Source organism: Chryseobacterium polytrichastri, assembly GCF_900142445.1.
Lineage (GTDB): Bacteria > Bacteroidota > Bacteroidia > Flavobacteriales > Weeksellaceae > Chryseobacterium > Chryseobacterium polytrichastri.
Map to the genome: position 1 here is coordinate 13,425 of NZ_FRAV01000048.1, position 23,165 is coordinate 36,589.

The 23,165-nt window shown below is 35.4% G+C and carries 24 protein-coding genes, 1 tRNA gene and 1 pseudogene; 6 read left to right on the forward strand and 20 right to left on the reverse strand.

Annotated elements, in window-relative coordinates:
• Window positions 1-32 precede the first annotated feature (32 nt).
• Window positions 33-908: pseudogene (locus BUB80_RS23885) on the forward strand (PorP/SprF family type IX secretion system membrane protein).
• Window positions 909-926: 18 nt separating this feature from the next.
• On the opposite strand, the gene BUB80_RS20720 reads toward BUB80_RS23885, so the two are convergent.
• Window positions 927-1,589, reverse strand: a complete 663-nt coding sequence (locus tag BUB80_RS20720) for a TetR/AcrR family transcriptional regulator (RefSeq protein WP_228433904.1) — start codon at window positions 1,587-1,589, stop codon at window positions 927-929.
• Window positions 1,590-1,781: 192 nt separating this feature from the next.
• On the opposite strand from BUB80_RS20720, the gene BUB80_RS20725 reads away from it, so the two are divergent.
• Window positions 1,782-2,138, forward strand: coding sequence for a response regulator (locus BUB80_RS20725; RefSeq protein WP_073297262.1), 357 nt, complete (start codon window positions 1,782-1,784; stop codon window positions 2,136-2,138).
• 283 nt (window positions 2,139-2,421) lie between these two features.
• On the opposite strand, the gene BUB80_RS20730 is transcribed toward BUB80_RS20725, so the two are convergent.
• The 5 genes from BUB80_RS20730 to BUB80_RS20750 form a co-directional block, all read right to left on the reverse strand.
• Window positions 2,422-3,333, reverse strand: a complete 912-nt coding sequence (locus tag BUB80_RS20730) for a hypothetical protein (RefSeq protein WP_073297264.1) — start codon at window positions 3,331-3,333, stop codon at window positions 2,422-2,424.
• Window positions 3,334-3,565: 232 nt separating this feature from the next.
• Window positions 3,566-5,653 (reverse strand): type IA DNA topoisomerase, encoded by a 2,088-nt coding sequence (gene topB, locus BUB80_RS20735; protein WP_073297267.1) that lies wholly within the window; start codon window positions 5,651-5,653, stop codon window positions 3,566-3,568.
• A gap of 103 nt (window positions 5,654-5,756) precedes the next feature.
• Window positions 5,757-7,253, reverse strand: a complete 1,497-nt coding sequence (locus tag BUB80_RS20740) for a DUF3945 domain-containing protein (protein ID WP_073297270.1) — start codon at window positions 7,251-7,253, stop codon at window positions 5,757-5,759.
• Window positions 7,254-7,329: 76 nt separating this feature from the next.
• Complete coding sequence (locus BUB80_RS20745) at window positions 7,330-7,644, reverse strand: helix-turn-helix domain-containing protein (RefSeq protein ID WP_073297272.1); 315 nt, start codon at window positions 7,642-7,644, stop codon at window positions 7,330-7,332.
• A gap of 426 nt (window positions 7,645-8,070) precedes the next feature.
• On the reverse strand, window positions 8,071-8,907 hold the full coding sequence (locus BUB80_RS20750) for an RteC domain-containing protein (RefSeq protein ID WP_073297275.1): 837 nt from the start codon (window positions 8,905-8,907) through the stop codon (window positions 8,071-8,073).
• Window positions 8,908-9,277: 370 nt separating this feature from the next.
• On the opposite strand from BUB80_RS20750, the gene BUB80_RS20755 reads away from it, so the two are divergent.
• Complete coding sequence (locus BUB80_RS20755; RefSeq protein ID WP_073297278.1) at window positions 9,278-9,550, forward strand: MerR family transcriptional regulator; 273 nt, start codon at window positions 9,278-9,280, stop codon at window positions 9,548-9,550.
• 363 nt (window positions 9,551-9,913) lie between these two features.
• On the opposite strand, the gene BUB80_RS20765 is transcribed toward BUB80_RS20755, so the two are convergent.
• From BUB80_RS20765 to holA, 5 genes are all read right to left on the reverse strand, one after another.
• Window positions 9,914-11,302: a site-specific integrase gene (locus tag BUB80_RS20765; protein WP_073297284.1), complete on the reverse strand. Its 1,389-nt coding sequence runs from the start codon at window positions 11,300-11,302 to the stop codon at window positions 9,914-9,916.
• Between the two features lie 274 nt (window positions 11,303-11,576).
• A tRNA-Ser gene (locus tag BUB80_RS20770) sits at window positions 11,577-11,661 on the reverse strand.
• A gap of 143 nt (window positions 11,662-11,804) precedes the next feature.
• Complete coding sequence (gene crcB, locus BUB80_RS20775; RefSeq protein WP_073297287.1) at window positions 11,805-12,173, reverse strand: fluoride efflux transporter CrcB; 369 nt, start codon at window positions 12,171-12,173, stop codon at window positions 11,805-11,807.
• A 52-nt stretch (window positions 12,174-12,225) separates the two neighbouring features.
• Window positions 12,226-13,167 carry a thioredoxin-disulfide reductase gene (trxB, locus tag BUB80_RS20780; protein WP_073297289.1) on the reverse strand — a complete coding sequence of 314 codons (942 nt, stop codon included), beginning with the start codon at window positions 13,165-13,167 and terminating at the stop codon, window positions 12,226-12,228.
• A 207-nt stretch (window positions 13,168-13,374) separates the two neighbouring features.
• Window positions 13,375-14,412: a DNA polymerase III subunit delta gene (gene holA, locus BUB80_RS20785; protein ID WP_073297292.1), complete on the reverse strand. Its 1,038-nt coding sequence runs from the start codon at window positions 14,410-14,412 to the stop codon at window positions 13,375-13,377.
• A gap of 9 nt (window positions 14,413-14,421) precedes the next feature.
• On the opposite strand from holA, the gene BUB80_RS20790 reads away from it, so the two are divergent.
• A complete protein-coding gene (locus BUB80_RS20790; RefSeq protein ID WP_073297294.1) occupies window positions 14,422-14,850 on the forward strand; it encodes a type I restriction enzyme HsdR N-terminal domain-containing protein in 429 nt (142 codons plus the stop codon).
• A 410-nt stretch (window positions 14,851-15,260) separates the two neighbouring features.
• Complete coding sequence (locus BUB80_RS20795) at window positions 15,261-16,004, forward strand: dienelactone hydrolase family protein (RefSeq protein ID WP_073297297.1); 744 nt, start codon at window positions 15,261-15,263, stop codon at window positions 16,002-16,004.
• 122 nt (window positions 16,005-16,126) lie between these two features.
• Here the strand turns inward: BUB80_RS20795 and BUB80_RS20800 are convergent, their stop codons facing one another.
• The 8 genes from BUB80_RS20800 to BUB80_RS20835 form a co-directional block, all read right to left on the reverse strand.
• The gene (locus BUB80_RS20800; protein WP_073297300.1) at window positions 16,127-16,504 is read right to left on the reverse strand and encodes a PEGA domain-containing protein; all 378 of its coding nucleotides are present in this window, start codon (window positions 16,502-16,504) and stop codon (window positions 16,127-16,129) included.
• A gap of 86 nt (window positions 16,505-16,590) precedes the next feature.
• Complete coding sequence (locus BUB80_RS20805) at window positions 16,591-16,824, reverse strand: hypothetical protein (protein ID WP_073297303.1); 234 nt, start codon at window positions 16,822-16,824, stop codon at window positions 16,591-16,593.
• 2 nt (window positions 16,825-16,826) lie between these two features.
• A complete protein-coding gene (locus BUB80_RS20810) occupies window positions 16,827-17,195 on the reverse strand; it encodes a cupin domain-containing protein (protein WP_073297306.1) in 369 nt (122 codons plus the stop codon).
• Window positions 17,192-17,719: a GNAT family N-acetyltransferase gene (locus BUB80_RS20815; RefSeq protein WP_073297308.1), complete on the reverse strand. Its 528-nt coding sequence runs from the start codon at window positions 17,717-17,719 to the stop codon at window positions 17,192-17,194. The genes BUB80_RS20810 and BUB80_RS20815 overlap by 4 nt, the downstream gene beginning before the upstream one ends.
• A gap of 51 nt (window positions 17,720-17,770) precedes the next feature.
• Window positions 17,771-18,376: a DUF2911 domain-containing protein gene (locus BUB80_RS20820; protein WP_073297326.1), complete on the reverse strand. Its 606-nt coding sequence runs from the start codon at window positions 18,374-18,376 to the stop codon at window positions 17,771-17,773.
• A 29-nt stretch (window positions 18,377-18,405) separates the two neighbouring features.
• Window positions 18,406-19,449, reverse strand: a complete 1,044-nt coding sequence (locus BUB80_RS20825) for a bifunctional transcriptional activator/DNA repair enzyme AdaA (protein WP_073297311.1) — start codon at window positions 19,447-19,449, stop codon at window positions 18,406-18,408.
• A gap of 3 nt (window positions 19,450-19,452) precedes the next feature.
• A complete protein-coding gene (locus BUB80_RS20830) occupies window positions 19,453-20,226 on the reverse strand; it encodes an isocitrate lyase/PEP mutase family protein (protein WP_073297314.1) in 774 nt (257 codons plus the stop codon).
• 108 nt (window positions 20,227-20,334) lie between these two features.
• Window positions 20,335-21,213: a DMT family transporter gene (locus tag BUB80_RS20835; RefSeq protein WP_073297317.1), complete on the reverse strand. Its 879-nt coding sequence runs from the start codon at window positions 21,211-21,213 to the stop codon at window positions 20,335-20,337.
• A 182-nt stretch (window positions 21,214-21,395) separates the two neighbouring features.
• On the opposite strand from BUB80_RS20835, the gene BUB80_RS20840 reads away from it, so the two are divergent.
• The gene (locus BUB80_RS20840; protein WP_073297320.1) at window positions 21,396-22,244 is read left to right on the forward strand and encodes a hypothetical protein; all 849 of its coding nucleotides are present in this window, start codon (window positions 21,396-21,398) and stop codon (window positions 22,242-22,244) included.
• 47 nt (window positions 22,245-22,291) lie between these two features.
• On the opposite strand, the gene BUB80_RS20845 is transcribed toward BUB80_RS20840, so the two are convergent.
• Window positions 22,292-23,165: serine hydrolase (locus BUB80_RS20845; protein WP_228433906.1), on the reverse strand; the 874-nt coding region annotated here is incomplete at its 5' end.

Genomic DNA, 23,165 nt, shown 5'->3' on the forward strand with positions numbered 1-23,165 from the left:
TTCAACTTTGTCTTACCTAAATCATATAAAAAATGAAAACAATTAAATATATCATCATTGCAATACTGTTAATGAACAAAGCTTATGCACAGCTTAACCCCATGGGAAGTCTGTATTTTCAAAACCAGTATTTAGCAAACCCAGCTATGGCAGGCATTGTCCAGGGATGGGAAATCAACGCCGGCTACAAAGCACAATGGACGGCAATTGATGGGGCTCCCACCATGCAGTCTACTACTGCTACGTATGGCATAACCGGTAGAAAAATCGGATTAGGAGTAAATACATATAACGAGAATGCAGGTGTTTTCCGAAAGACTGCCTTCAAAGCCACATACGCCTACCATCTGCCCCTAAATGATAACCAAAGTTTTATAGACTTTGGGCTTTCTGTCGGTATGATGAATGAATGGATTGACTTTAATAAAGTCATCGGCGATCCGGATGACCACAGCCTACATCAATTTAATGCCCGTCCATTATATGCTGACTGAGATTTTGGAATGGCCTTTAGAACTGAAAAGCTAACCGTTCAAGGAGCCCTACCGCATGTAAAATGTTTTTTAAGCAGGGATCAGCGAAGAAATATTGTTGACAGGTCACTGTATATGACTTCCATCAGCTATAAATTTATAAACAGGGATTTTACCATTGAGCCTAAACTAATGTATCGCGGCGTAGAAAATTACAAAGATATTATAGACCTTGGTGCTCAATTTCAATGTTGGGATGATCAATTCTTCATGAATGCTATGTATCACAGTACCCATTCTGTTACCCTAGGCGTTGGCACATGGTATCAGAAACAGCTCCGAATTTTATGCCTTTACTCAACAGGCACCTCTGACCTTAGAAAATACAGTAACGGAGAATTTGAGATTGCACTACAGTATCAATTGAGGTATTGAGCCATAAAGAAGATCCTTTTACGAGTAAGCCCATTCTATGATTTGTTTAAGGGTCTTCTTTATTTCTTCCTCTCCCCGCTCCGTATTAATATCAATACCACACATGGTTTCACCGCTCATCTTGGCCTGCAACGTAAGATAATAAATGCCGCCGATCAGAATGCCTTCAATTGCTCTGAGGTTTTTATCTTTATCTTTGAAATAATCATCGGTGATTTTACTGAACAGTTCCTCTCCCAATCGCTCTCTTTCTTTATTCAGCTCCTTTAAGGGTTGCAAATCCTCACTCAATCCCCAGTTAATAATTTTACGCATCTCGGCATTGCCCATTAATGCATCAAACTGTCTCTCCACTAAGTTATACGCCGTTTCCTTCCCGAAATCATGTTTACTCCGTTCTATAATTTCATCGAGCTGATCCAGACCTACTCTCCAGTAATCCCTGCTGTTTAAATACTCTTTTACAAGATTTTCCATCGTCCCAAAATATTCGTAGATCAATTTCCGGTTGACAATCGCTCTTTTAGCCACATTACTGACATTCAAACCTGTAAAACCGTCTTTTTTTAAGATACTTCCTACAGCATTCAAGAGTTTCATTTTAGTACGCTCCTTATCTCTGATAGGACCACTGGTAACTTTTCTGATCATTTTGTGACAAATTATACGGGCAATTTGCAATTTTTACCTTGGGATTCAAAGACTCTCAACGTTTTCTTGTGCTCATTTTTCTATCGAAGAACTAATCCTGCCTGAAGATTATTTCAGTTCCCAATCTCACAATCCTGACACTTTACATTAACTAACCCTCAAGTTTTGGTATTAAATATCCAATTATTATTTTTCGTATATTTATATAAATATCAGTTCTTTATGAAGAAAAAAATTGTCCTTATTCAGGATAATGAAGATATCCTGAACATTATGGATGAGCTATTGCAGGAGGAAGATTTTGATGTTACTGCATCATTAACAACTGAGCCCATCAAGAATATTGATGAGATTGATCCTGATCTAGTTATTATAGATGATCATATCAAGGGAGAAAAGAAAGGATCAGAGGTAATTGAAGAATTAAAATCTGACCCCGGATCGGAAGATGTATCAGCTGTACTGACTTCCACTTCTCATGACTTACCTAAGAGGGCAAAAGAATGTAAAGCAAATGATTATATCAAAAAACCATTTGATATCGATCACATGATAGAGGTGGTTAAAAAAAATTCTTAATTTCTTTGGTTAGCAATTGTTTGACTTTTGCCTTGTATAATATAAATTCATATTCTAATTTCGAATTAAATACCCGTTATGACGATTTTACTCTAGGATTTAACCTGTCCTTGATTGATCCAATTTCTTCGGCACCTGGTAAAACCGGGGTATAATCAGTCCCTTGATCCTTTTTATCTTCCGAAGCGATAGATAACTGTATTTTCCTTTCCATAGCAGAGAGCTCTGTTTTCAGTTCCAAAAGTTTGTTTTCTTTTGACCAAATAGTACCTCTTCTCCCTATTTATCTCTTCGTAATTTCTAACGTTCCGAGTTTTGTTTTAAAACTATCTAGCGTTTGGAGCATGTTCTTATTTAATTCGATTATGCTTTCTTTAAGTCCAATATTGGCATTTAAAAGGCCATGATATTGTTCATTTACGTTTTGGCAGTCCTGGCATAATGAAGTTACCGATGTAGTATAGCTAAAAAGAGGGATGAGAAAACCTGCCAACATTCCGTGGATAGGAGTAATAAATTGTTCTTTAAGTTGAACCATATCCTTATCTGCAAGTACTTTAAACATTTCTTCACTATCTATTTTGTTAAGTTTACCAAGTAGTTCTTCCCTATCCATATCTTCTGTGGAATCGGTATCAAGCTTGTAATGGAGATCTGCAAGATTTTTTAATAAAATTTTGATGTTAATAAAATAACTTTCCTTAGCCTTTTCATAATGAGTAGCACTTCTTTCAATATACCTATAAAGTTCTGTTAAATATCCATAAAATAGATCAATATCTATAGCCAAATCATTATATAGTCTAATCCTTTTTTGCTCGTCAATACCATTATATTCTGCATTAAAGGCAGCAAAATAACTGTCGTTGGCCAATACTAAGGATAATCTTTGAAGGTAGTCAATCGGTAAATAGGTCAAAAGTGCAAATTCAGTTGGGCTTCTTTCCAGCTGGGTAATAATTATTTTATTATTACCCAGTTGTTCATTGATATGATTTGAGGCATCTTGTAGAAGATTAAAAAGATAGGTGCTTTTCTGTCTAGTTTCACTTCTTTTTTTCCTGTTATCTTTAATTTTATCCTTCCAGATAGTGAAAAGGAAGATTGAAATTGTAACACATCCGGTAATGATTGGTGGCCATAACTTTTCTTGTCGTTCAAAGAACGTACTAAGATTATTAAATAATATTTCCAAGAGATTAGAGATTAAATTTTAAAGGTTAAATGTACGCATTCTATATTTTCGCAAAAAATGTATTTGCAGCGAATTCAACCGAACAGTCACTAGCTCAGTACTTCTTCCATGATCTTGTTGAATACCTATTTTAAAGTTGAAAACTTACTGAAGACTAACAAGCAACCATGTTAGACAGACAAAAGCACATAATTTCAAGTATAAAGCTGAGATACTACTACCAGACTGACTATTATTTCTTTTTACCAGATTTAATATTTTCAAATTCAAAAGAAGTCTCTGCTTTATTGTTCAGTACGATATAGGCATCAAAGCTTTTCCCACCTTTACTTTTCATCCCTTTCATAAGCATTGTTCTTCCTTTATGAATGAGATTTTCGATATTAGTGAGACTAAGCTGTACCCCGCAGACTTGACGAAACTGAACCCAACTACACCCTGCATCAGGACATTTAACGATCTTATCCCGAATCAGGAGCGAATGGCTTTTACATTTAGGACAGATCAGTTTAGGAAGGTTTTCTTTGGCAATAGCAGTATTGAGTAACTCTCTGGTAATAGTGGCTGAATAGTTCTCCATATCTTTTTGAAAAACGGCAGCGTCCACTTCCCCATTTTCAATCTTTTGAAGAGCCAACTCCCACTCTGCGGTCATTACTACATCAGCAATCTTGTTATCCTTTACAAGCTCGTAGATCTGTAATCCTTTTTCTGTCGGAATAAGCGATTTCTTTTCTCTTTTGATATAATCTCTGCTGAATAACGTTTCTATGATCGAAGCTCTGGTAGCCGGAGTTCCAATTCCAATATTTTGTAAAATTTTACGCTCCTCTTGATTTTCGATTTCTCTACCCGCGCTTTCCATGGCAGATAACAGCCCTGCTTCTGTATATAAAACAGGTGGTGTCGTTTTCTTTTCCAATACCACAGCATTTTTTATTTTCAATTCGTCTCCAATTTTTAGGTTCGGAAGGTCCTGCACCGATTCGGTCTCTTCTTCAGAAAAGCTGCCCTTGATCGAACGCCAACCGGGTTCCATTATTTTAGTTCCTTTCAGAGTAAAATCACAATGCAGAACCTCCATAGTGACATCAGTGATCTCTTTCGAACTGGTCGACGAAAGCGATTCCAATAAACGAAAGGCAATCATCTGGTAAATGGAGTTTTCCTTGGCAGATAAAGCCGAAGGAATTCTATCTGTTATCAGCAAACCATGGTGGTCGGTTACTTTCAGATCATTGACGATTCTCTTATTGAAACGGCCCCATTTTAATTTTGAAACGGGCTCCTTGAAAAAAGGACTGTCTCCCAAAGCTCTGATGAGATCAGGGATTTCTGCCCACAGATCTTCAGGAATATATTTGCTCCCTGTACGGGGATAGGTAATGAATTTTTTCTCGTACAAACTTTGGGCAACATTCAGGGTTTCATCTGCTGAAAAATTGAGTTTCTTATTGGCTTCTTTCTGTAAACCTGTAAGGTCAAACAATAAAGGGGGTTGTTCTGTAACCGTCTTTATTTCTACAGCAGTAACTGTTGCCAAGCCATTTCGCTCAATAGATCGTAACAGTTCTTCAGCTTTTTTCTTATCATCCCACTTTGTGCTGGAAAGACTTTTAAAATCAATAAAATCCTTGCGATGTTCCAGTCCGATCTGCCAATAGTATTTTACACTAAAGTTCTTATTTTCCTGATATCGCTTACAAATCAGCCCAAGTGTTGGAGTCTGGACTCTTCCCAAGGAATAGATTCCGTTTTCAGCTGCAATACTCAATGCCTGGGAAGCATTGATTCCCACCAGCCAGTCGGCACGGCTTCTGCCTTTTGCCGCCTCATGTAATCCATCAAAATCGCTGCCGGGTTTAAGGTTGTCAAAACCCTGCTTAATGGCTTTTTCAGTTAGCGAGCTGATCCATAACCGCTCAAAAGGTTTTTCACATTTAAGATATTCATAGATCTGACGAAAAATTAATTCTCCTTCGCGACCGGCATCAGTGGCAACAATAATACTGTCGCATCGACCTATAACCTGCTCTATGACTTTTAATTGTTTTAAGGCTCCTGTATCAATTATATAGCCCTTATCCTTTTTTACTTTCCGTACCGTAAGGACAAAGGGATCTGGTAATATAGGTAAGGAATCTTTCTGAAATCCCGGAATTCCATAATCTTCCGGCATCCCTAATGCAATCAGGTGCCCAAGGGCCCAGGTCACCTGATAACCGTTACCTGTTAAAAATCCGTCCTGCTTTTCTGTGGCTCCTACTAGTGTCGCAATCTCACGCGCTACACTTGGTTTTTCTGCTATTATTGCTTTCATATCTTTATTTATTTTGGTTTATATTTTCTATGGATTATCTTTTATGGTGTATAAAAAATGCCTACCGGGTAGTAGGCATCTTCTAACTTTAAGAGGAATTTGATTATATTTTTCTGCCTCTGGTTTTGACAGGCGGTTTAGGGATCTCCTGCTGTTCCTGTTGCTTTTTAGTGTCAGGATTTGTCTGTCCCGATTTCAAAGGTTCACTGCTCTTTTGGGTTGATTCATTGGTTTTTCCTTCCGAATTAACTGCGGTCTGGGTTTTATGAGCCTCGGTAGGCTGTATCTTGTCTTTTAATTTATCCGGATTATTGAAAGAGAATCCGGTTTTGCCAGTTTCTTTATCGAACGTGATGTACCCCTGGTATTTTTCACCTTTTTTATCGATCAGATCCCCAACATAAACTGTCTGCCCTTCTTTAAATTGCTGATATTGCTTCTCATCAAGTTCTTTTCCTCTAAAAACTTTTGGCGCTTCCATTGACTGAACTTTCTGCTCATTTTGGGTCTGCTTGTTTGAATTGCTTCTGTCAAAAAGAAATTCTACATAGCGCTTGTCAGCATTAAACTGGACATCAGCATTAAATGGTTCTCCCTTTTTGGAGATCATTCCTTCTACATGAAGTGGTTTACCCTCCAGAAGAATCTGCTTTTGCCCATCATTAAGCTTTACCCCTTTAATTTCATCCGGTATTTTAATTTTATCTGCCCTCAGTGCAATAACCTCATTGGTGAGTCTATCAACGCTTATAATGGAAGGAATTTTTTCACCGGTTTTACTGTGAGTCAGCTCAACGACACGTCCCATATTTCCGGTTTTTAAAAGATTATCTTTATCTTCTTTAGTAAACTCATGTCCGAAAAAGGGAAAATGTAGGTTGGGCTCTTTGCGAATACCATGGATCGCCATAACAACTTTCCCTTCTTCGTTTTGTTGTAGAGAAAGCCTTGCATCCAACCGGGTAATTGCTGTTCCTAAGTTTAAACTGATCGGTATCAATTCATTGGTTTTATAACCTTTTAGTAAGGGATCAAGAATTTTCATTTTTTCCAGTTTCTCCTGACTTAATCCAAGATTGGACATCGTTTCCCAATCGATGTCTTCCACTTTATACCGATATTCACCGGTCGCCGGAGGAGCTACAGAGGGTGTTGTCTGTGTATTTTCCATTGTATTTTGATTTTGTGATTCGTTGTTTTGAGGTTTTTCTTTCTGTCCCAGCTTTTCTTCAACTTTATCGGCGTTCACTTTATATTTTGACAATACTTCGTCCCCTTCTGGCGTTGCATTTTTAATGGCTTTCTGAATTTCACCGGCGGTTTGAACGGCTATTGGGGAAGGAACCTTGAAGAATGAAAAATTAGTAGGATTTTTAAGTTGGCTTATGAAATTGGAAAAAAAATTGGAAAACAGATCCCCATGTTTATCCACTTTCATAAACTGGTTTTCATTTTTCTTATTCGGGGGAACGGTTTCCAGTTTACCGTTCTCTCCCATTCCTTTTACCGCTTCGAGTTTCATGGTTTCCTTATTCAGAACCAATAAAATATCAGACAGCTGATCGGGAGTTTCCTGGTGCGGGGTTTCTAATTCGCTCATGATGTATGCTTTTACAATTTGCTTTCAAAAGTAAAAGCCATACTGAGAGTATATTCCTCATTGTCTTTCAGTGGCGTTATTTGTCTCTCTTAAGCCCTATTCTCTCCAAAGAATTAGAAAAGCTCCCCCGGATAAAATTGTTGACATCAGAAAGCTTATAATATAGTTTACCGCTAATGGTTGAGTAAGGTAATTTACCTGAGGAACGATATCGCTGCAAAGAGCGCGGACTGATTTTAAGCTTTTGAAGAACTTCCTGGTTATCCAGAAGCTCTTCTCCATCTATGGAGCTGAGTTGTTTACTATTCACACCCAGCTGATCACTAAGAACATCAAAACGTTCCATGATCCTTTTCATCCAAAAATTGAATTCCATTTTGTCGATTTCCATAACCTTAATTATAAATGGATTATTTTATTGCGATGACCCTTTAAATGAATGATCCATAAAGCCTTAAAACTTATGTTTCGTAGTATCCAAGGGTTTTCATAGGATGAATGGCAGGTCTGTTGTTTAATGGCTATGATTTTCATTGTACAGATATTGGTTAGTAGTTGTACAAAATTCAGCAGCATTTGCGGAATTCTCCGCCAAGCATTGCCAATGGAAAAATAAGATTTCTTTACATTTTGCTAAAAATGATAACTGGCTGAAAATCTGATATTTTTATTCTCACAAGCAATTATCATTGAAGAAGTGGCAATTTTTACCCATTGGCAGACATGGGCGGAAAGCGGAAAATAGGTATTGTAATAAAAAGTGAGATAGCCGCCTTTACAATATAAAAGCAAAAAAATGATGATATGAGAAACCCTTTTAATAGATGTCCTTATCCATATACTTCTCTAAAGAAGCTTTAAGATGATCCAGGTAAGAAGTTCGGTTCCCCGTTCGCTCCTTCATTCGGTGAAAAGCGTGGTGAATATCACCCAGCTTTATCCTGAAAAGCACCTGAAAGACAATGCTCATCTTTCGGATTCCTATTTTACCCCCCGAGATACTTTCCGATGCATATAAGGCATAAATAAGTTCGATCAGTGCGTTTTTAGAATCTGTCCAAAAAAAATCTTTATCATTCGTCTGCCATTCCGCGTCATCATGGGTGACTTTCGACAATAGATAAGAATAAATTAACCCATTAGCGATAATACGAGAAACCTTATAGTCATAATAGGTCGAAAAATGATGGTCAATTTCAAATACATAACTGTTGAGTCCTCCATTAAAGTTGATTTTTCCAAGTTCAAAGTACTCGTGATCAAGATCAGTTCGTCCGGAACGGTAATACCGGAAGAAATCAGAATTACAAATCTGCTCCCGGTATTCGTGCTTTAAATGCTGCAACTCTCCTGAATAATATTTGTGATGCATTTTTCCACTGGCAACAGGACACGAAGTTTCTATCCTATAGAGCTTGTTATAATAGATAAGCTTACCTAAGATCTGGGGCTTAACAGTTCTGAAAAATTCAATTTCTTCATGTTTACTCGTAAAACCTTTAGTCAAAACATGCTCTTTCATCCTGGTAAGAAGATCCCTGAGGAAGATCGTCATCCGGTAAGATTCATCAATGACATGCGTAGATTCAAGACTAATTCTCTGCTCATGTTGGGAGATACTTAAGAGAGCATCTCTGTAAATAAGTTGTACCATGGTAATTAGATTAAGTGAATAATTAGTATCCTCTTAAGAGGATCGTTTAGGTTATTCAACTTAATACTTTTAATTATATTTCTCACTTATGAGATTTAATTACATGAGAATAAAGAAATTTAAATGTCAAAATCAAGGTTTAAATATAATTACCAGAACAAAAGATGTAATTTTTGCAATCATTAAAGAGAAATATTTAGACTATTATGAAAACTTTATCTGAATGTAGAAAGGAATAAACACAGCAAACTTTGTATAAAGACAACAAAATTCCAAATGCCATTTAACGCCAAAAAAAGCCATTAAGAGACACATTCGGGTTACAAATATCTAACAGCGCATAGATTTAGGCAACTAAAGATAATACCCAATGGAACAAGTTACAAAAGACGATCTTCGTCAATTAAGCCTACAGCTATTACATGATATCGAAAAAATACTCGACAAAAAAATATTATCAGCCCCACAGGAAGAACCACAAGAATGGTTAAGAAGTAAAGCCGTCCGACACATAATGGCTATCTCACCTGGTACGCTTCAAAATATCCGTGTAACTGGAAAAATCCGTTTCCGTAAGGTTATGGGATCATATTATTACAGCAAAACCGATTTACTAAAATTATTTGGAGATGGAAACAAATAATACAGGGCAATGGCTTAATTTTTTGAAGGTGATAATAAATGATACAAGACTAAATGTCTGGCACCTGGCCCTTTTGTTTGCTCTTATCCAGATTGCCTATTTACAGAATGAGCATAAAAAGCTCCGAGTAAGCCGCAGCAGATTGATGGCAATGTCGCACATCAATACTCTCCCAACCTATCACAAGTACTTTAAGCAGCTTCAGGATCTTGGTTATATAAAATATACGCCGTGTTATCATCCTGGCTATCGTAGTACAGTTGAATTCTTAGTATTTTAAAATCAATCCAGAAGTATGAATACTCTAATTTTATGTAGTAGACGACGGATTAAAATTTTAATCCGTCGTCTTCTTTCTTACCATTAATTTACACTAAGACCAACCTTAAATTTATTAAATCTTTCTTCAAATTGAGTAAATTTATCATCAAAACCTTTTTCTTCTGTTGACAGGTGACAGCGTTTTAGATCCGCTAAGTCATTTTCAAACTGCTGAAGTATTACTGAAAAGCTATCGCTGCCTTCTTGTTTAGATGGTCGGGAAAGTCTTTCCTTCAGTTCCAGCATTTCCCTTCCTATAGTTTCCTGCTCTGTTATGGCATAATCCTCGGTTTGCGATATTGAATGGTGCCCTAACATTTCTTTGACAACATGGATTGACACACCATTGTTTAGTGCGATAGTACTAGCGAATGTACGTCTTGCTTTATGTGTATTAAGCCTACTATAAACCTTGCTCAGCTCAGCAATTTCTTTGAGATATTCATTCATCTTTTGATTGGATTTCACCGGAAGCACCAATCCACGCTCCACACAAAAAGGGCAATTTTCATATTTTTCCATAATCTCTAAGGCCTTTGGAAGCAGGGGAATATCGGTACTCGATTTTGTTTTCTGTCTGTTACTCATAATCCAAAGTTCCCCGTCAATTCCCCGCTTTATGTCAGTCTTTTTTAACTGCTTGACATCAATATATGCCAGACCCGTATAGCATTGGAAAACAAAGATATCTCTGACCGTACTGAGGCGTTCACTTTCAAATTGTTTTGTTTCCAGTAAATATAGCTCGGCCCGGGTTAAAGGTTCTTTTAAAATTTTAACCTTTTTGCCTTTAAATAATAAGAACGGATCCTTTGGAATGATTTCTTTAGCGACGCCGCGGAGAACAATCTTTTTAAAATTCGCTATATATTTTAAAGTTGTATTATTGCAACATTTCCTTATGGTCTTCAGAAACATTTCATAATCTTTGATAAATTCATAGTTAAGTTCTCTAAACTCAATGTCCTCTTTTTGATATTTAAAAAGAATAAATTCCTGTACATGGGACCTCGCAGTTACGAAACGTGTATGGGTGCCTTTTGCATACTCTTGTGGAAACAAGGCAAGGACTTCATCATTATGTTTTTGAAACTCCTCCAGTACTTTAGATTTTGAAGGGTTATTTCCTTTTACAAAATCAATGATACGCATTGCACTTATCGTTTTGCACTCGTTAATCAACTCAGTTTTATAATTACTGATATTGGTCACTAATGAATCCAGGAAAAAATTAAGACTTCTTGCATCTTCTTTAGTTCCCGTTGCCCGTTCAGTATCCTGATCCCATCTTTTAAGATCCCATTTTCTTTTAGTAGAAGTTTCTTTAGGTATCCCATCAACGGTAACTCTCAAATAAACATACCTGATCATATCAGTTTTTCTTTTTGGGCTCTTCAAGAAGAAGGTTAACCCGTAACTGGTTTCCAGCATAATTCAACAATTTTTAAATGTTAGTAAATGTCGAATTAAAGTGAACCTAAGTCAAGTCGTAAACTAGTTTTACCTGTTGATTTACAGATGATTAAATCAAATTCTATGGCAATTATTTTATCATTTTAAAAGTGCCACGAACTTGCCACATAGTTTTTGAGTATTTTTGCAAATTTTGGCTATACTCCCCAAAAACAAAAAACCTGCAATTAATTAAAATTGCAGGTTTTAATAGCTTTTAAAGCATTTTTTGAGTTTTACTCTTACTTTCCAGCGGAGAGAGAGGGATTCGAACCCCCGGACCTGTTACAGTCAATAGTTTTCAAGACTATCGCAATCGACCACTCTGCCATCTCTCCTTAAACTCCGATTGTATCGTTGCTTTTAGTGGTGCAAATATAGAAAGTTTTTCAATTCTGTCAAAACATTTTCAAAAGAATTTTACACCAAAAACAATAAGCACCTATAAATCAACCCAATTATTTTTCGTAAACATCGACTATTACAGTGAAGTTTGAATTTTCATTCCTAAAATTACAGCACCAAATCCTAAAATCAGACTTAATAAAACATATAAAGATAAAACTCCGTACTGCTGATTTTGCCACAAAGAGAAATTTTCTACAGAGAAAGTAGAAAAAGTAGTGTATCCTCCGCAAAGTCCTGTAATCAGAAGGAATTTTAAAGAATTATCATTCTTCATAAAATAAGAAGTCAGGAAACCAATAAGAAGACACCCTGTGATATTCACCAAAAAAGTGCCCATCGGAAATGAGCTTATATTCCAAAGTTTTTGGGTATAGTTAGATATCAAATACCTCAACATACTCCCTAAACCGCCGCCAATAAATATGTAGAATAGATTTCTCATAGTAAAAAACAAACGCACCATAAAGGTGCGTTTTATATTTTAAAGTTAACTATTAATGTAGTTCAGCTAAATATTTTTCTGCATCCATTGCAGACATACATCCACTTCCGGCAGCAGTAATCGCTTGTCTGTAGATATGATCCTGAACATCTCCCGCAGCAAATACTCCAGGAAGGTTAGTTCTTGTAGAACCTTTTTCAGTTACAATATATCCGTTTTCATCAAGATCAATTTGTCCTGCAAAAATATCGGTATTTGGTTTGTGACCAATCGCGATAAAAATACCGTGAACATCAACTGTAGATTTCTCCTGAGTTTGGTTGTTAATAGCAACTGCTCTTTCTACCAAGTTATTTTCACCTTCAATACCAATCAATTCGTGGAAAAACTTCACTTCAATATTCGGTGTATTCTGAACTCTGTGGATCATTGCTTTTGATGCTCTGAATTCTCCTTTTCTCACCAACATGGTTACTTTATTCACCAATTTAGCAAGGTAAGTAGCTTCTTCAGCTGCTGTATCTCCTGCTCCTACTACTACAACGTCTTTTCCTCTGTAGAAAAACCCGTCACATGTAGCACATGCAGAAACTCCTCCTCCATTGTATTTTTTCTCGTCATCAAGACCTAAATATTTTGCAGTTGCTCCTGTTGAAATAATTACTGTTTTAGCAAAAATCTCTTTAGTTCCCGCATACAATTTATGAACGCCTCCAACTTCTTTAGAAAGTTCAACTTTAGTGATCATTTCGTAATGCACTTTAGTCTCAAATCTTTCAGCTTGCTTTTGCAAATCCATCATCATTTCCGGACCTGTAACTCCTGCAGGATACCCTGGAAAGTTGTCAACTTCTGTTGTTGTCGTTAATTGTCCGCCCGGCTCCAAACCAGTGTATAATTCAGGTTTTAAGTCTGCTCTTGCTGCATAAATTGCCGCTGTGAAACCTGAAGGTCCAGATCCAACGATCACACAATCTAAAATGTTTTGCTCCATAATTTGCTTTTCAAAAGATTTAAAAATTTCCGAGTGCTAATTTCGTAATTTTTAATATGTAATTAAAGTTATTTTAATGATACTTGTCAATATTTAATATGTCGAATTTCGATTAATGTTTGTCAATAAGTCAAGGGTCAATAGTGAATTTTTATCTCACATAAAAAATTGACAAGTGAAACGAATTGGCCATTCACAATTCACCTTCTAAACTTTCATTTTAATCTTATCTACGTTGATGATCTTGTACACCAATTCTTTGATTAGTTCTGCTTCGCTCATATTTACCGCTCCGAGACCTTTTCCTTTCATGTCAAATTCTCTCAAAATTGAGATTACTCTTGTGGCATGTTTTAAAGGATATAATCTTGCACTTTCTGCATAATCTTTAATGAAATAAGGATTAATTCCCATCTGTGAAGCGATAATCTGTGGCGACTGACCGGCCATTGTGTTATAAATAATAACATTGGAAAAGTAACTGTACAAACTGGCCAGCATCATTACAAAAGGATTATTTTTAGGATTCTTACCCATAAAATGAGCAATTTTAAACGCTGCGTTGGCATTTTTTGTTCCTAAAGCTTTCTGTAATTCAAAGACATTGTATTCTTTACTAATCCCGATATGGTTTTCGATAATTGTTCCGTCAAGAACTTCTCCTTCTTTGAGAATGATCTTTAGTTTATTCAGCTCATTAGCAATTCTGGAAAGGTCGTTCCCAAGGTATTCTGCCAAGAGATTAGAAATATTCGGAGCTGTTTTTATTTTTAATTTGAGACATTCATCAGCAATCCATTTGGGAAGATTATTCTCCTTAATAGATTCACTCAGGAAAAGCAATTTAGCTTTCTCTAAAGCTTTAGTAACCTTTTTTCGACTGTCTAATTTCTTGTGTTTGTGGGTAAAAACCAAAACGGTGGACGGAACAGGATTCTCAACATATGCTTCCAAAGCTCTGCCTTCTTCTTCACTTAGCTTAAGATCCTGCGCCTCTTTTACGATAATAACCTGCTTGTCTCCCATCATCGGAAACTGCCTCGCTAACGAAAGAATCTCCTGATAGGTTGTATCTTTTCCGTAGGTAACCGTTTGGTTAAAGGCTTTTTCGTCCTCTTCCAAAAAGTCGTGTTCAAAAGCTTTTACCGCTAAATCAATAAAATAAGGTTCATCTCCGTGGAAAAAATAAATAGGTAAAACTTCTTTATTTTTAATATTTTTGAGGATTAAATCTAATTCTTTCATCTTACTATAATGGAACTCCCAAAACTGAATTTTCAGGAAACTTTTGATTTTAAATTCAAGAAAGACAAAGATAAGTTTTTTATTTATGATGTCGTTCGTAAAACTTACCTTTTGCTCACCCCCGAAGAATGGGTTCGGCAACACTGGATACATTATTATCTCACCGTAAGATCCTATTCGGTATCTGCTTTAATTACTGAAAAAAAGATCATTTTAAACGGCTTAACTAAAAGAATTGACCTTTTAGTTACCGAAAAAGCACAGCCTAAAATACTGATAGAATGCAAAGCTCCTTCTATTAAATTAACAGAAAAAACATTCGAACAAACCGCGAGATACAATTCCATTATCGGAGCAACAGAAATTGTTTTAACGAATGGATTGCAGCATATTAATGCGTATTATGAAAACGGTGAATATCAGTTTTATAAAGCTTAATATTTTATAATGTTTTATTAATCGTTGTTGTTAGTTATTTTCATTAATTTAGATGAGGATGTCGTCATTGCGAGGAGCGAAGCGACGAAGCAATCTCTAAGATAAATTTTACATCAGCGCAAAGTTTGTCATTCCGTAGGAATCTAGACTTATTTTGTAAAGTTTAAATTTAAAATGTTTCGCTATTTTATTCCTCGTAATAACCTCTATACTCATCTCTAATACTATTGTTTAGATTCCTACGGAATGACAAACAAGACGTTAGATTTTTTAAAAAAAGTGTTGATTTGATGGTGAAAATTTAAAAATCCGACAAATACCCTAGCCCCGATTGCAGAGAAAATCCTTTTTTGAAAAAAAAGATTGCAACGGAAAGCGGGATAAAGCTCCTAAAAAATTAATTTATACATATGATACGTTCAATATTATTAACAGCTTCTCTCATGGCTTCAGGAATAGTTTTCAGTCAGAATCTTAAAAAAGTTTCTTATCAGGATGGTGTGCAAAAACTGAATGGTTTAGTCACTTCCAATGCAGGAAAAAAACTTCCGGGAGTTTTAATTCTTCCAGCCTGGAAAGGAATTGATGACGAAGCAAAAACTGCTGCCTCTGAACTGGAAAAGCAAGGCTATATTGCTTTTGTTGCTGATATTTATGGTGAAGGAAATATTCCTGCCGATAATGATGCCGCAGGAAAAGCTGCGGGACACTACAAACAAAATTATGCCGAATACCAAAAACGTATTTCTTTGGCATTAGAGCAGTTAAAGAAAAACGGAGCGATTTCCAATAAAATTGCTGTGATTGGTTATTGTTTCGGAGGAACTGGAGCATTAGAATCTGCGAGAGGAAGCTTGCCTGTGGTGGGCGTTGTTTCCATTCATGGAAGTATTGGTAAAGATCAAACCAGAAAAAATGGAGCAATATCTACTAAAATTCTCGTTGAAAACCCAGCAGACGATAAAAGCGTTACACCAGAGGATTACAACAATCTGATTAAAGAGATGAATGAAGGAAATGCAGATTGGCAAATCATTACGTATGCCCATTCAAAACATACTTTTACAGATCCCAAGTCACCAGATTATAACGAGGTGATGGCCAAAAGAGCCTGGAATCATACATTGATGTTTTTGAAGGAAATTTTGAAATAAGATGTAAATTTTAATAAATAAAAAAGATGCTTCGACTTCGCTCAGCAGGACATTTCTAATACTAACTGTTTTTAGTAATGCCAATCTGAATGAAGTCGAAGCATTTATTTTATGCTAGAATATTATTTAGCTTCTAATTCAACCGTATATTGCTTTGGCGAATATTTAGTCAGAGATCCTGTAGCTGCATCAATTCCAACTCCTATTGCTCCTCCCAAAAGGATGTTTAATAATGTTACCGGATTAAACGTTTTGGTTAATTTAACTTCTTTGCTTACAAAGCCTTCTTTTTCAAAGGTAACAGTTTGTTTGCCTAATGATCTGTGAATTTCAGCAGTACAAGGCGTAGTACATTTTTCGATTCCTTTATGGAATACTTTGACTCCTTCAGGAGTTGAATTGAAAGATATTTTATCTTTAGTTCCTGTAAACATAGATGCACATGAAGTTGTAGAAAGTGCAATACCCAGTAATAATACAATTGATAAATTGTGTTTCATATAGTAATTTTCAAAGCCGCGAACTTACAAAAATAATTTTTATAAAATCATCAAAAAAAATGACCTCAAAATCATTGAAGTCATTTTCATTCTTGAGTGATTTCATTACAATGAGAACACCACCAATATTCTGTTTCACTATCTTTTAGTTTAGTTTTCTGCTTCTTTCTACAGTTTTCACAAGCACACTCATTAACTTCATTTTCTATCGCCTGATAACCACATTCATAACATCCCCAATTAGTAATATTAGAAATTTCGTCATTAATGCTCCAAGTGAAAGAATCCATTTGACATTTCGGACAAATTTGTGTCGCCATGATTAATTCGTATCCTCTTCCCTATTCACCAAATCAACTGAGAAAGCAGGAAGGCAAATCGCAATATACACACAAGGTTCTGAAAAAGGATTGCTATAACTTACTCTCGCTCCTTTTTCTACCAAAATACTTTGACCTTCTTCAAGAACAACAATCTCATCGTCAATCTCAAATTGTTTTTTACCTGAAACAATGATCGTAAATTCATCAAATTGAGGAGTCTGGTGTGGCTCACTCCAATTTGGAGGAGCAATCATACGGGCAATTGAAATATTTGAATTTTGGGTAGAATTCCCCCAATGTTCCTCAATTAATTTTCCATCTGTAGTAGGGACCACAAAAGGTGATTTTTGGATCTTAAATTTTTTCATGACCAATTTTCTTTTTTGATCTCATAAACAAAATTAGTTCTTGTAGGTTCTCCGTAATAAGCTACTTTTTCTTCAGCAATATTCTCGCCTCCAAGACGCTCCAAAGCAATTTGTGAACGAAGGTTATCTTTACCAATATGGAAGTATACTTTATCTACAAACTGGAAAATATAATCCAGCATTAATTTCTTAATCTGTGGATTAATGCCCTTTCCCCAAGATTTTGTTCCATAAAAAGTATAGCCAACAAAAATACCATTCTTCTCTTCTCCAAAATTATAAAAACGGGTACTGCCTAACACAGCTCCGGAACTTTTTTCTATAATTTTAAAAGCACCTTGGCTTTCCATTGCACCTTTAAAAAAGTTTTCAAAAACTTCTCTTTGGTAACGGTCTTTATTAGGGTGCTGCTCCCAGACCTTAGGATCTGAAGCTACTTCGTATAAAGATTCAAAATCCCCTTGCTGTAAGGGGATTAATTGATATTCTTGATTTTCTAAAATAGGTTGAATAGAAAAATTCATCTGTAAATAATATTTTTTTTAAGATCAGATGGAATCGTACGATTTCCTTTCTTAGCCTTTTGTTTTAGCTGCGTCTGATTCTATTTTCTTAATTTCTTTTAATTTGTCAGTAATTTTAATTACCGCATCTGGTTTTGCAGGCTTTAAAGCAACTTCTGCCTGAGCAAGATCCCATTTGATCACAAGATTTCCAGAATTTTCATCTGTTGGGTTTAATGTAATTTCAAACCACTCTTGCTTGTCTGCTAACTTGTTTACTGGCACAGTAACGTCTACTACATCCTGTTTTGGATCATAAGTATAAGCACCCCACTGTTGGAAATCTTTATTCAAGATCACTTTCCATTCTTTTTCTGTAGGAACGATGAACAATCCGTAAGTTCCTGCAGGAACTATTTTTCCTCCGAAGTTAACCGACTGTCCGAATGTGATTTTTGTAGAAGAGTTTGCTCCCGCTCTCCAAACTTGTCCGTAAGGAACCAATTCTCCAAAGATCTTACGACCTTTTACTCCCGGTCTTCCATAATCGATAGTGATTTTAGACATTGAGAACTGTTGTTCTACCTGTTGACGCGGGCTTGCTGCCGGTACAGAATAGTCTTGTGCAAAACTGAAAGCTGAAGTTGATATGCAAAGTGCAAATAATAACTTTTTCACGTGTAAATTTTTGTTTAAAAATACGAAAATCAAAACAAAATAGCCTTCTCCAATTCCAATAATTTTTGTTTTCTCCATATTCCGCCTGCATAGCCTACCAGCTCACCGTTTGAACCAATTACTCGGTGACAGGGAATTAAAATTGCAATTTTATTAATCCCGTTTGCTGTTCCTACCGCGCGAATAGCTTTTGGATTTCCCAACAATTCAGATTGCTGTTTGTAGTTCCTGGTCTCTCCTATTGGAATTTCACGCAAAAGCTGCCAGACATTTTTTTGAAATTCTGTTCCTGTAATAGATAAAGGAACCTCAAATTGATTTCTTTTACCTTCAAAATATTCTGCTAATTCATCCTCCAATTGTTTGAAGTGCTTATTTTCACCCTGAACAATTTCGGCATTCAATGCTTTGGATAATGAGATAAATTGTTTTTCCATATTTTTTCGGTCTGTAAATTCAAGTAAACAAATACCTTCGTCTACAGCACAGGCAAACATAGTTCCGAGGGGAGTTTCTATTCTTTTAAGATCAATAATCATCTGTACTCTGCTATTTTTAGGAGAAACTCCAAGAATATTTTTAAAACTTTCATTAAAACCACTTAAACTTTCATATCCTGAATCTAAAGCCGTTTCCATAATACTTTCGCCATTTTTTATCTTTTTAAAAGCTGTATTCATCCTAAATTCTCTTTGAAAAGCCTGAAAGGTCATTCCATGATTTTTGAGAAACCAACGACGGATTGTTACGGGTTCAATATTTCTTTTCAGTAGATCAGCATCTTTGATTTTCAGAGATTCGTTGTGCGTCAATTCAGCCAATAGTTCTTGAATATATTGAGGTGTTTCATTTAATTTTTCGAGAGGCTTACATATTTTACATGCCCTGTACCCCTTCTCCATTGCTTCATCTGCATTTAGAAAAAATTCTACATTCTCTTTCTTCGGCTTTCGTGCAGTACAGGTTGGTCGACAAAAAATTCCGGTAGTTTTTACAGCCATCCAATAAGTTCCCTCAAATGAAGAATCTTTATCCAATGATGCCTGATACATTCTTTCTGCTGTAAGTTTCATTAATTATTTAAAAATGGGTGAAAAACTTTGTTCCTGCATAATTTCACTGCCTTTTTCTTCTAAATTTTTATAAATATATCCATTTAGAAAATTACCGGACGATATTCTTTTTACTCCCAAATTCTGAAGAGTTTTAAAATCTGGTAACTCGGGCATTGCCATTACATTCACAGGAATTTTAGTTGACTTAACAATTATTTCAATATCCTTTTCTGCAGTAATACAAGGAACAAAAATTCCATCAACTTCGGCTTCTTCAAACAGTTTTATTCTTTGTAATGTCTCTTCTACAGGATTCTCCAACCCCAATAAAAAAGTATCTGTTCTTACATTGATAAACATTTCAACATGCGCTTCTTTAAGTTTTGAAATAATTGATTTCAACTTTTCAAAAAACACTTCTTTAGCGGCTATTTTCCTTGTTCCTTCAACCATAAAACTGTCTTCTATGTTAATACCCACCACTCCTATCTCGGCAAGCTTAGAAATATTTGAAACAACAGCATCAACAGTCTTTCCATAACCACCTTCCAGATCTACCGTTAATGGAATTGATATTGATTTCAATATTCTTCCTACCATATAAAGATATTCATCAAAAGTCATATTCTCGCCATCTTCATATCCTAAACTGTGCGCAACTGCTGAACTTGAAGTCGCCAACGCTTGATACCCTAATTTTTCGTAGACTTTAGCACTTTGCGGATTCCAAACATTCCCCAGTAATAACGGTTTATTATTTTGATGCAGCTCTTTAAATATTTGAATATTTGTCATTCTATTTTTTTGATAAAATTACTCTTTTCAACCATTGATGAACAACCGAAAAATGGACAAGTATTTTTATATTCTTTCATATTAAAAATAAAAAACAGATTTATTATTTTATTTTTTAGGTTTCGATCTTAAAAAGATCAATCCGGCGATAATGATAGCTGCTCCTATAAATTGTAAAACAGTTAATCTTTCACCATCCAACATCCCCCAAGCAATAGCAACAATAGGCATTAATAACGTTACAGTTGATGCGAATAATGGAGTAGATACTTTCAGTAATCTATAGTTCATCATCATGGCAAGTCCCGTTCCGAATACAGACAATAAACTTACAAACATCAATCCGGTCATATTATCCTGAGAAAAACTAAATGTAGAAAAAAATCCGGTGAGACTTAAAGCGAGTAATGAAGGGATAAATAATACAAATGAGAAGACAAAGGCAGACAGTACAGTAGAAGAAATTTCCATCAGTTTAGACTTTACCGTTGTGGTGCTTACTGCGTAGCATAAAGTAGCTAGTAACAACAACAGAATAGGAATAATCTTGAATACAGTGCCCTCACCACCACCAAAAGCCAATAAACACACTCCTGTAAAGCTTATAAAAACTCCAATCATCTGTTGTTTTGTTGTTTCGAAATTCCAGACCAAAGCGCCTACAATAATTACGAAAATAGGCATCATGGAATTAATAATTCCTGCAATACTACTGGTTACTTCTTTTTCTGCAATAGGAAACAGAAACATTGGAATAAAACTCCCTGTAAACGCTGCTAAAACAAGCCATTTTACATGTTTTTTAGGAAATAATTTATACTTAGAAATAGCAATCGGCATCAGAACAACTCCTGCAATAAGGACCCTTAAAGCACCTACCTGAAAAGGAGTAAAATGGTCTAGAGATTTTTTAATCAAAATAAAAGAAGATCCCCAAATAAGGCTTAACACTACTAAAAGAATCCATTTTTCTTTATCTGCATTCATTGTTTATCTATAATTAATTTTATCAAAAAAAGTTGAATAGCTTTTATTCGTTTTTGACAAAACTAATCTTTAAAACCATTGATTAACAACCGAAAAATGGACACGTATTTTTAACTATTCTTATATCAAAAATAAAAGCTAATTTACTTCCTTTAAAACATCAACTTATATCACACCATTTTATGTTCAAAAAAGTACATCTTCTAGTTCTTCTATCTGCCAGTTTTCTCGTAGTAAAAGCACAGGAAAAGATTCCGTTTAGAATAACAAAACACAATAATATCATTGTAAAAGCTTTGGTGAATGATAAAGATTCTTTGGATCTGATGTTTCAAATTGCCATGGAAGACGCTTCTATCTCTCCTGAAAGAAAAAGAAATGCCGATCACATTATTTTTAAAGATAAAGTGAGCGAAAACAACACCGTGAAAATAGGAAAATTCACCTTAAAAAATGTTGTATTTTCTGACAACGAACTAACCGGACATGAAGCCGATGGAAAAATAGGAACTCAAATGTTCAAAGGCAAAGCTTTTAAAATTGATTATGATAACAATCAATTTGTGATATATGATAAAATGCCTGATATGAAAGGATATGAATCAACGCCTTTATTTTCCGAATACGGACTCTTCCATATTGTTGCTGATAATGTGATTGATGGCAAACAACAGGAAGTTTATTTTCTTATGCAATCAGGATATTCAGGTGGTTTGCTTTACAGTAATGAATTTTCAGACAAACAAGAATTAGACAAAAAATTAAAAGTTACAGGCGAAAAAACATTAAGAAATTCCGCAGGAAAAAGCATCGTGACCAAACAAGGAGTTTTACCGTTTCTAAAATTAGGAAACACTGTATTAAAAGATGTTACTGCAGGATTCTTTGTTGGAGATCTCAAAACCCAAACTACCAATTATTTCGGTGCTGATGTAATGAGAAGATTCAATTGGATTTTTGATGCGGACAGGAAAACGGCTTACTTCAAACCAAGTAAATATTTTTCTGAACCTTATTACTTAATAAAATAAGAATAAATAATCTCCTAAAGTTCTGCTTCAGGGGATTTTCTTTGAATCTATTGACCGTTAATCTCATTTAAAACCTTTTTCCCATTTTCATTAGAAGGGTTTAACTGTATTGATTTTTTATACATTTCTATCGCTTTAGTTTTATTGTTCATTTTCAGCAGGATTTCACCATAACTGTCATAAGCATTCCAACTGTCAGGAAACAGAAAGACATTCAGTTTAAAAATTTCAGATGCTTCATTCAATTGATTTTTCGCTAACATTCGGTAAGCCCAATTATTAAGTTCATCCTCCTGAACACTCCATTTTGGGTTTTGTATTTTTTCATTTTTCACAAAATCAATGGCTTTATCAAATCCTACTTTCTTCAGGTTTTTTCTAAGATAAGTTAAAGGATCAGCTTTGATAATCTCCGCATTATAACAGCCTGCAATTTCTTCAATAAAATCTTCAGGATAACTTCCTGCCAAATTGGTAAGTACTACCACCGCTAAATTATCGTCCGGATAAATTAAAAATACAGATCGGCTTCCTCCTGACATTCCAATCGCTTTATGGCGTTCACGAAGTTTGGCAATTCCCCAACCACGTGTCCAGCTTGTTGCCGTTCCATTATTAAGTTTAATCGGTGACCACATGGTTTGTAAAGTAGTAGATTTCTGAAATAACTTATTGTTTTGCAAAGCAATGATCCAATTGGCAAAATCTTCTGACGTACAATTAAGCCCTGCTCCCGGAAAAGTAAAATCAGGAAACTCATAATAGTCATTAAAAAGTATTTCCTCTTTCAGTGGGTGCCCATCAAGATTTTTTCTAAAACGATAAGGGATCAGTTCCAAAACTTGGGGACTACGCAAAAAGTTTAGATAATCTAAAAAGGAAAAACGATTTATCTCGCACGCCTCTAAGTTGTAATCTGAA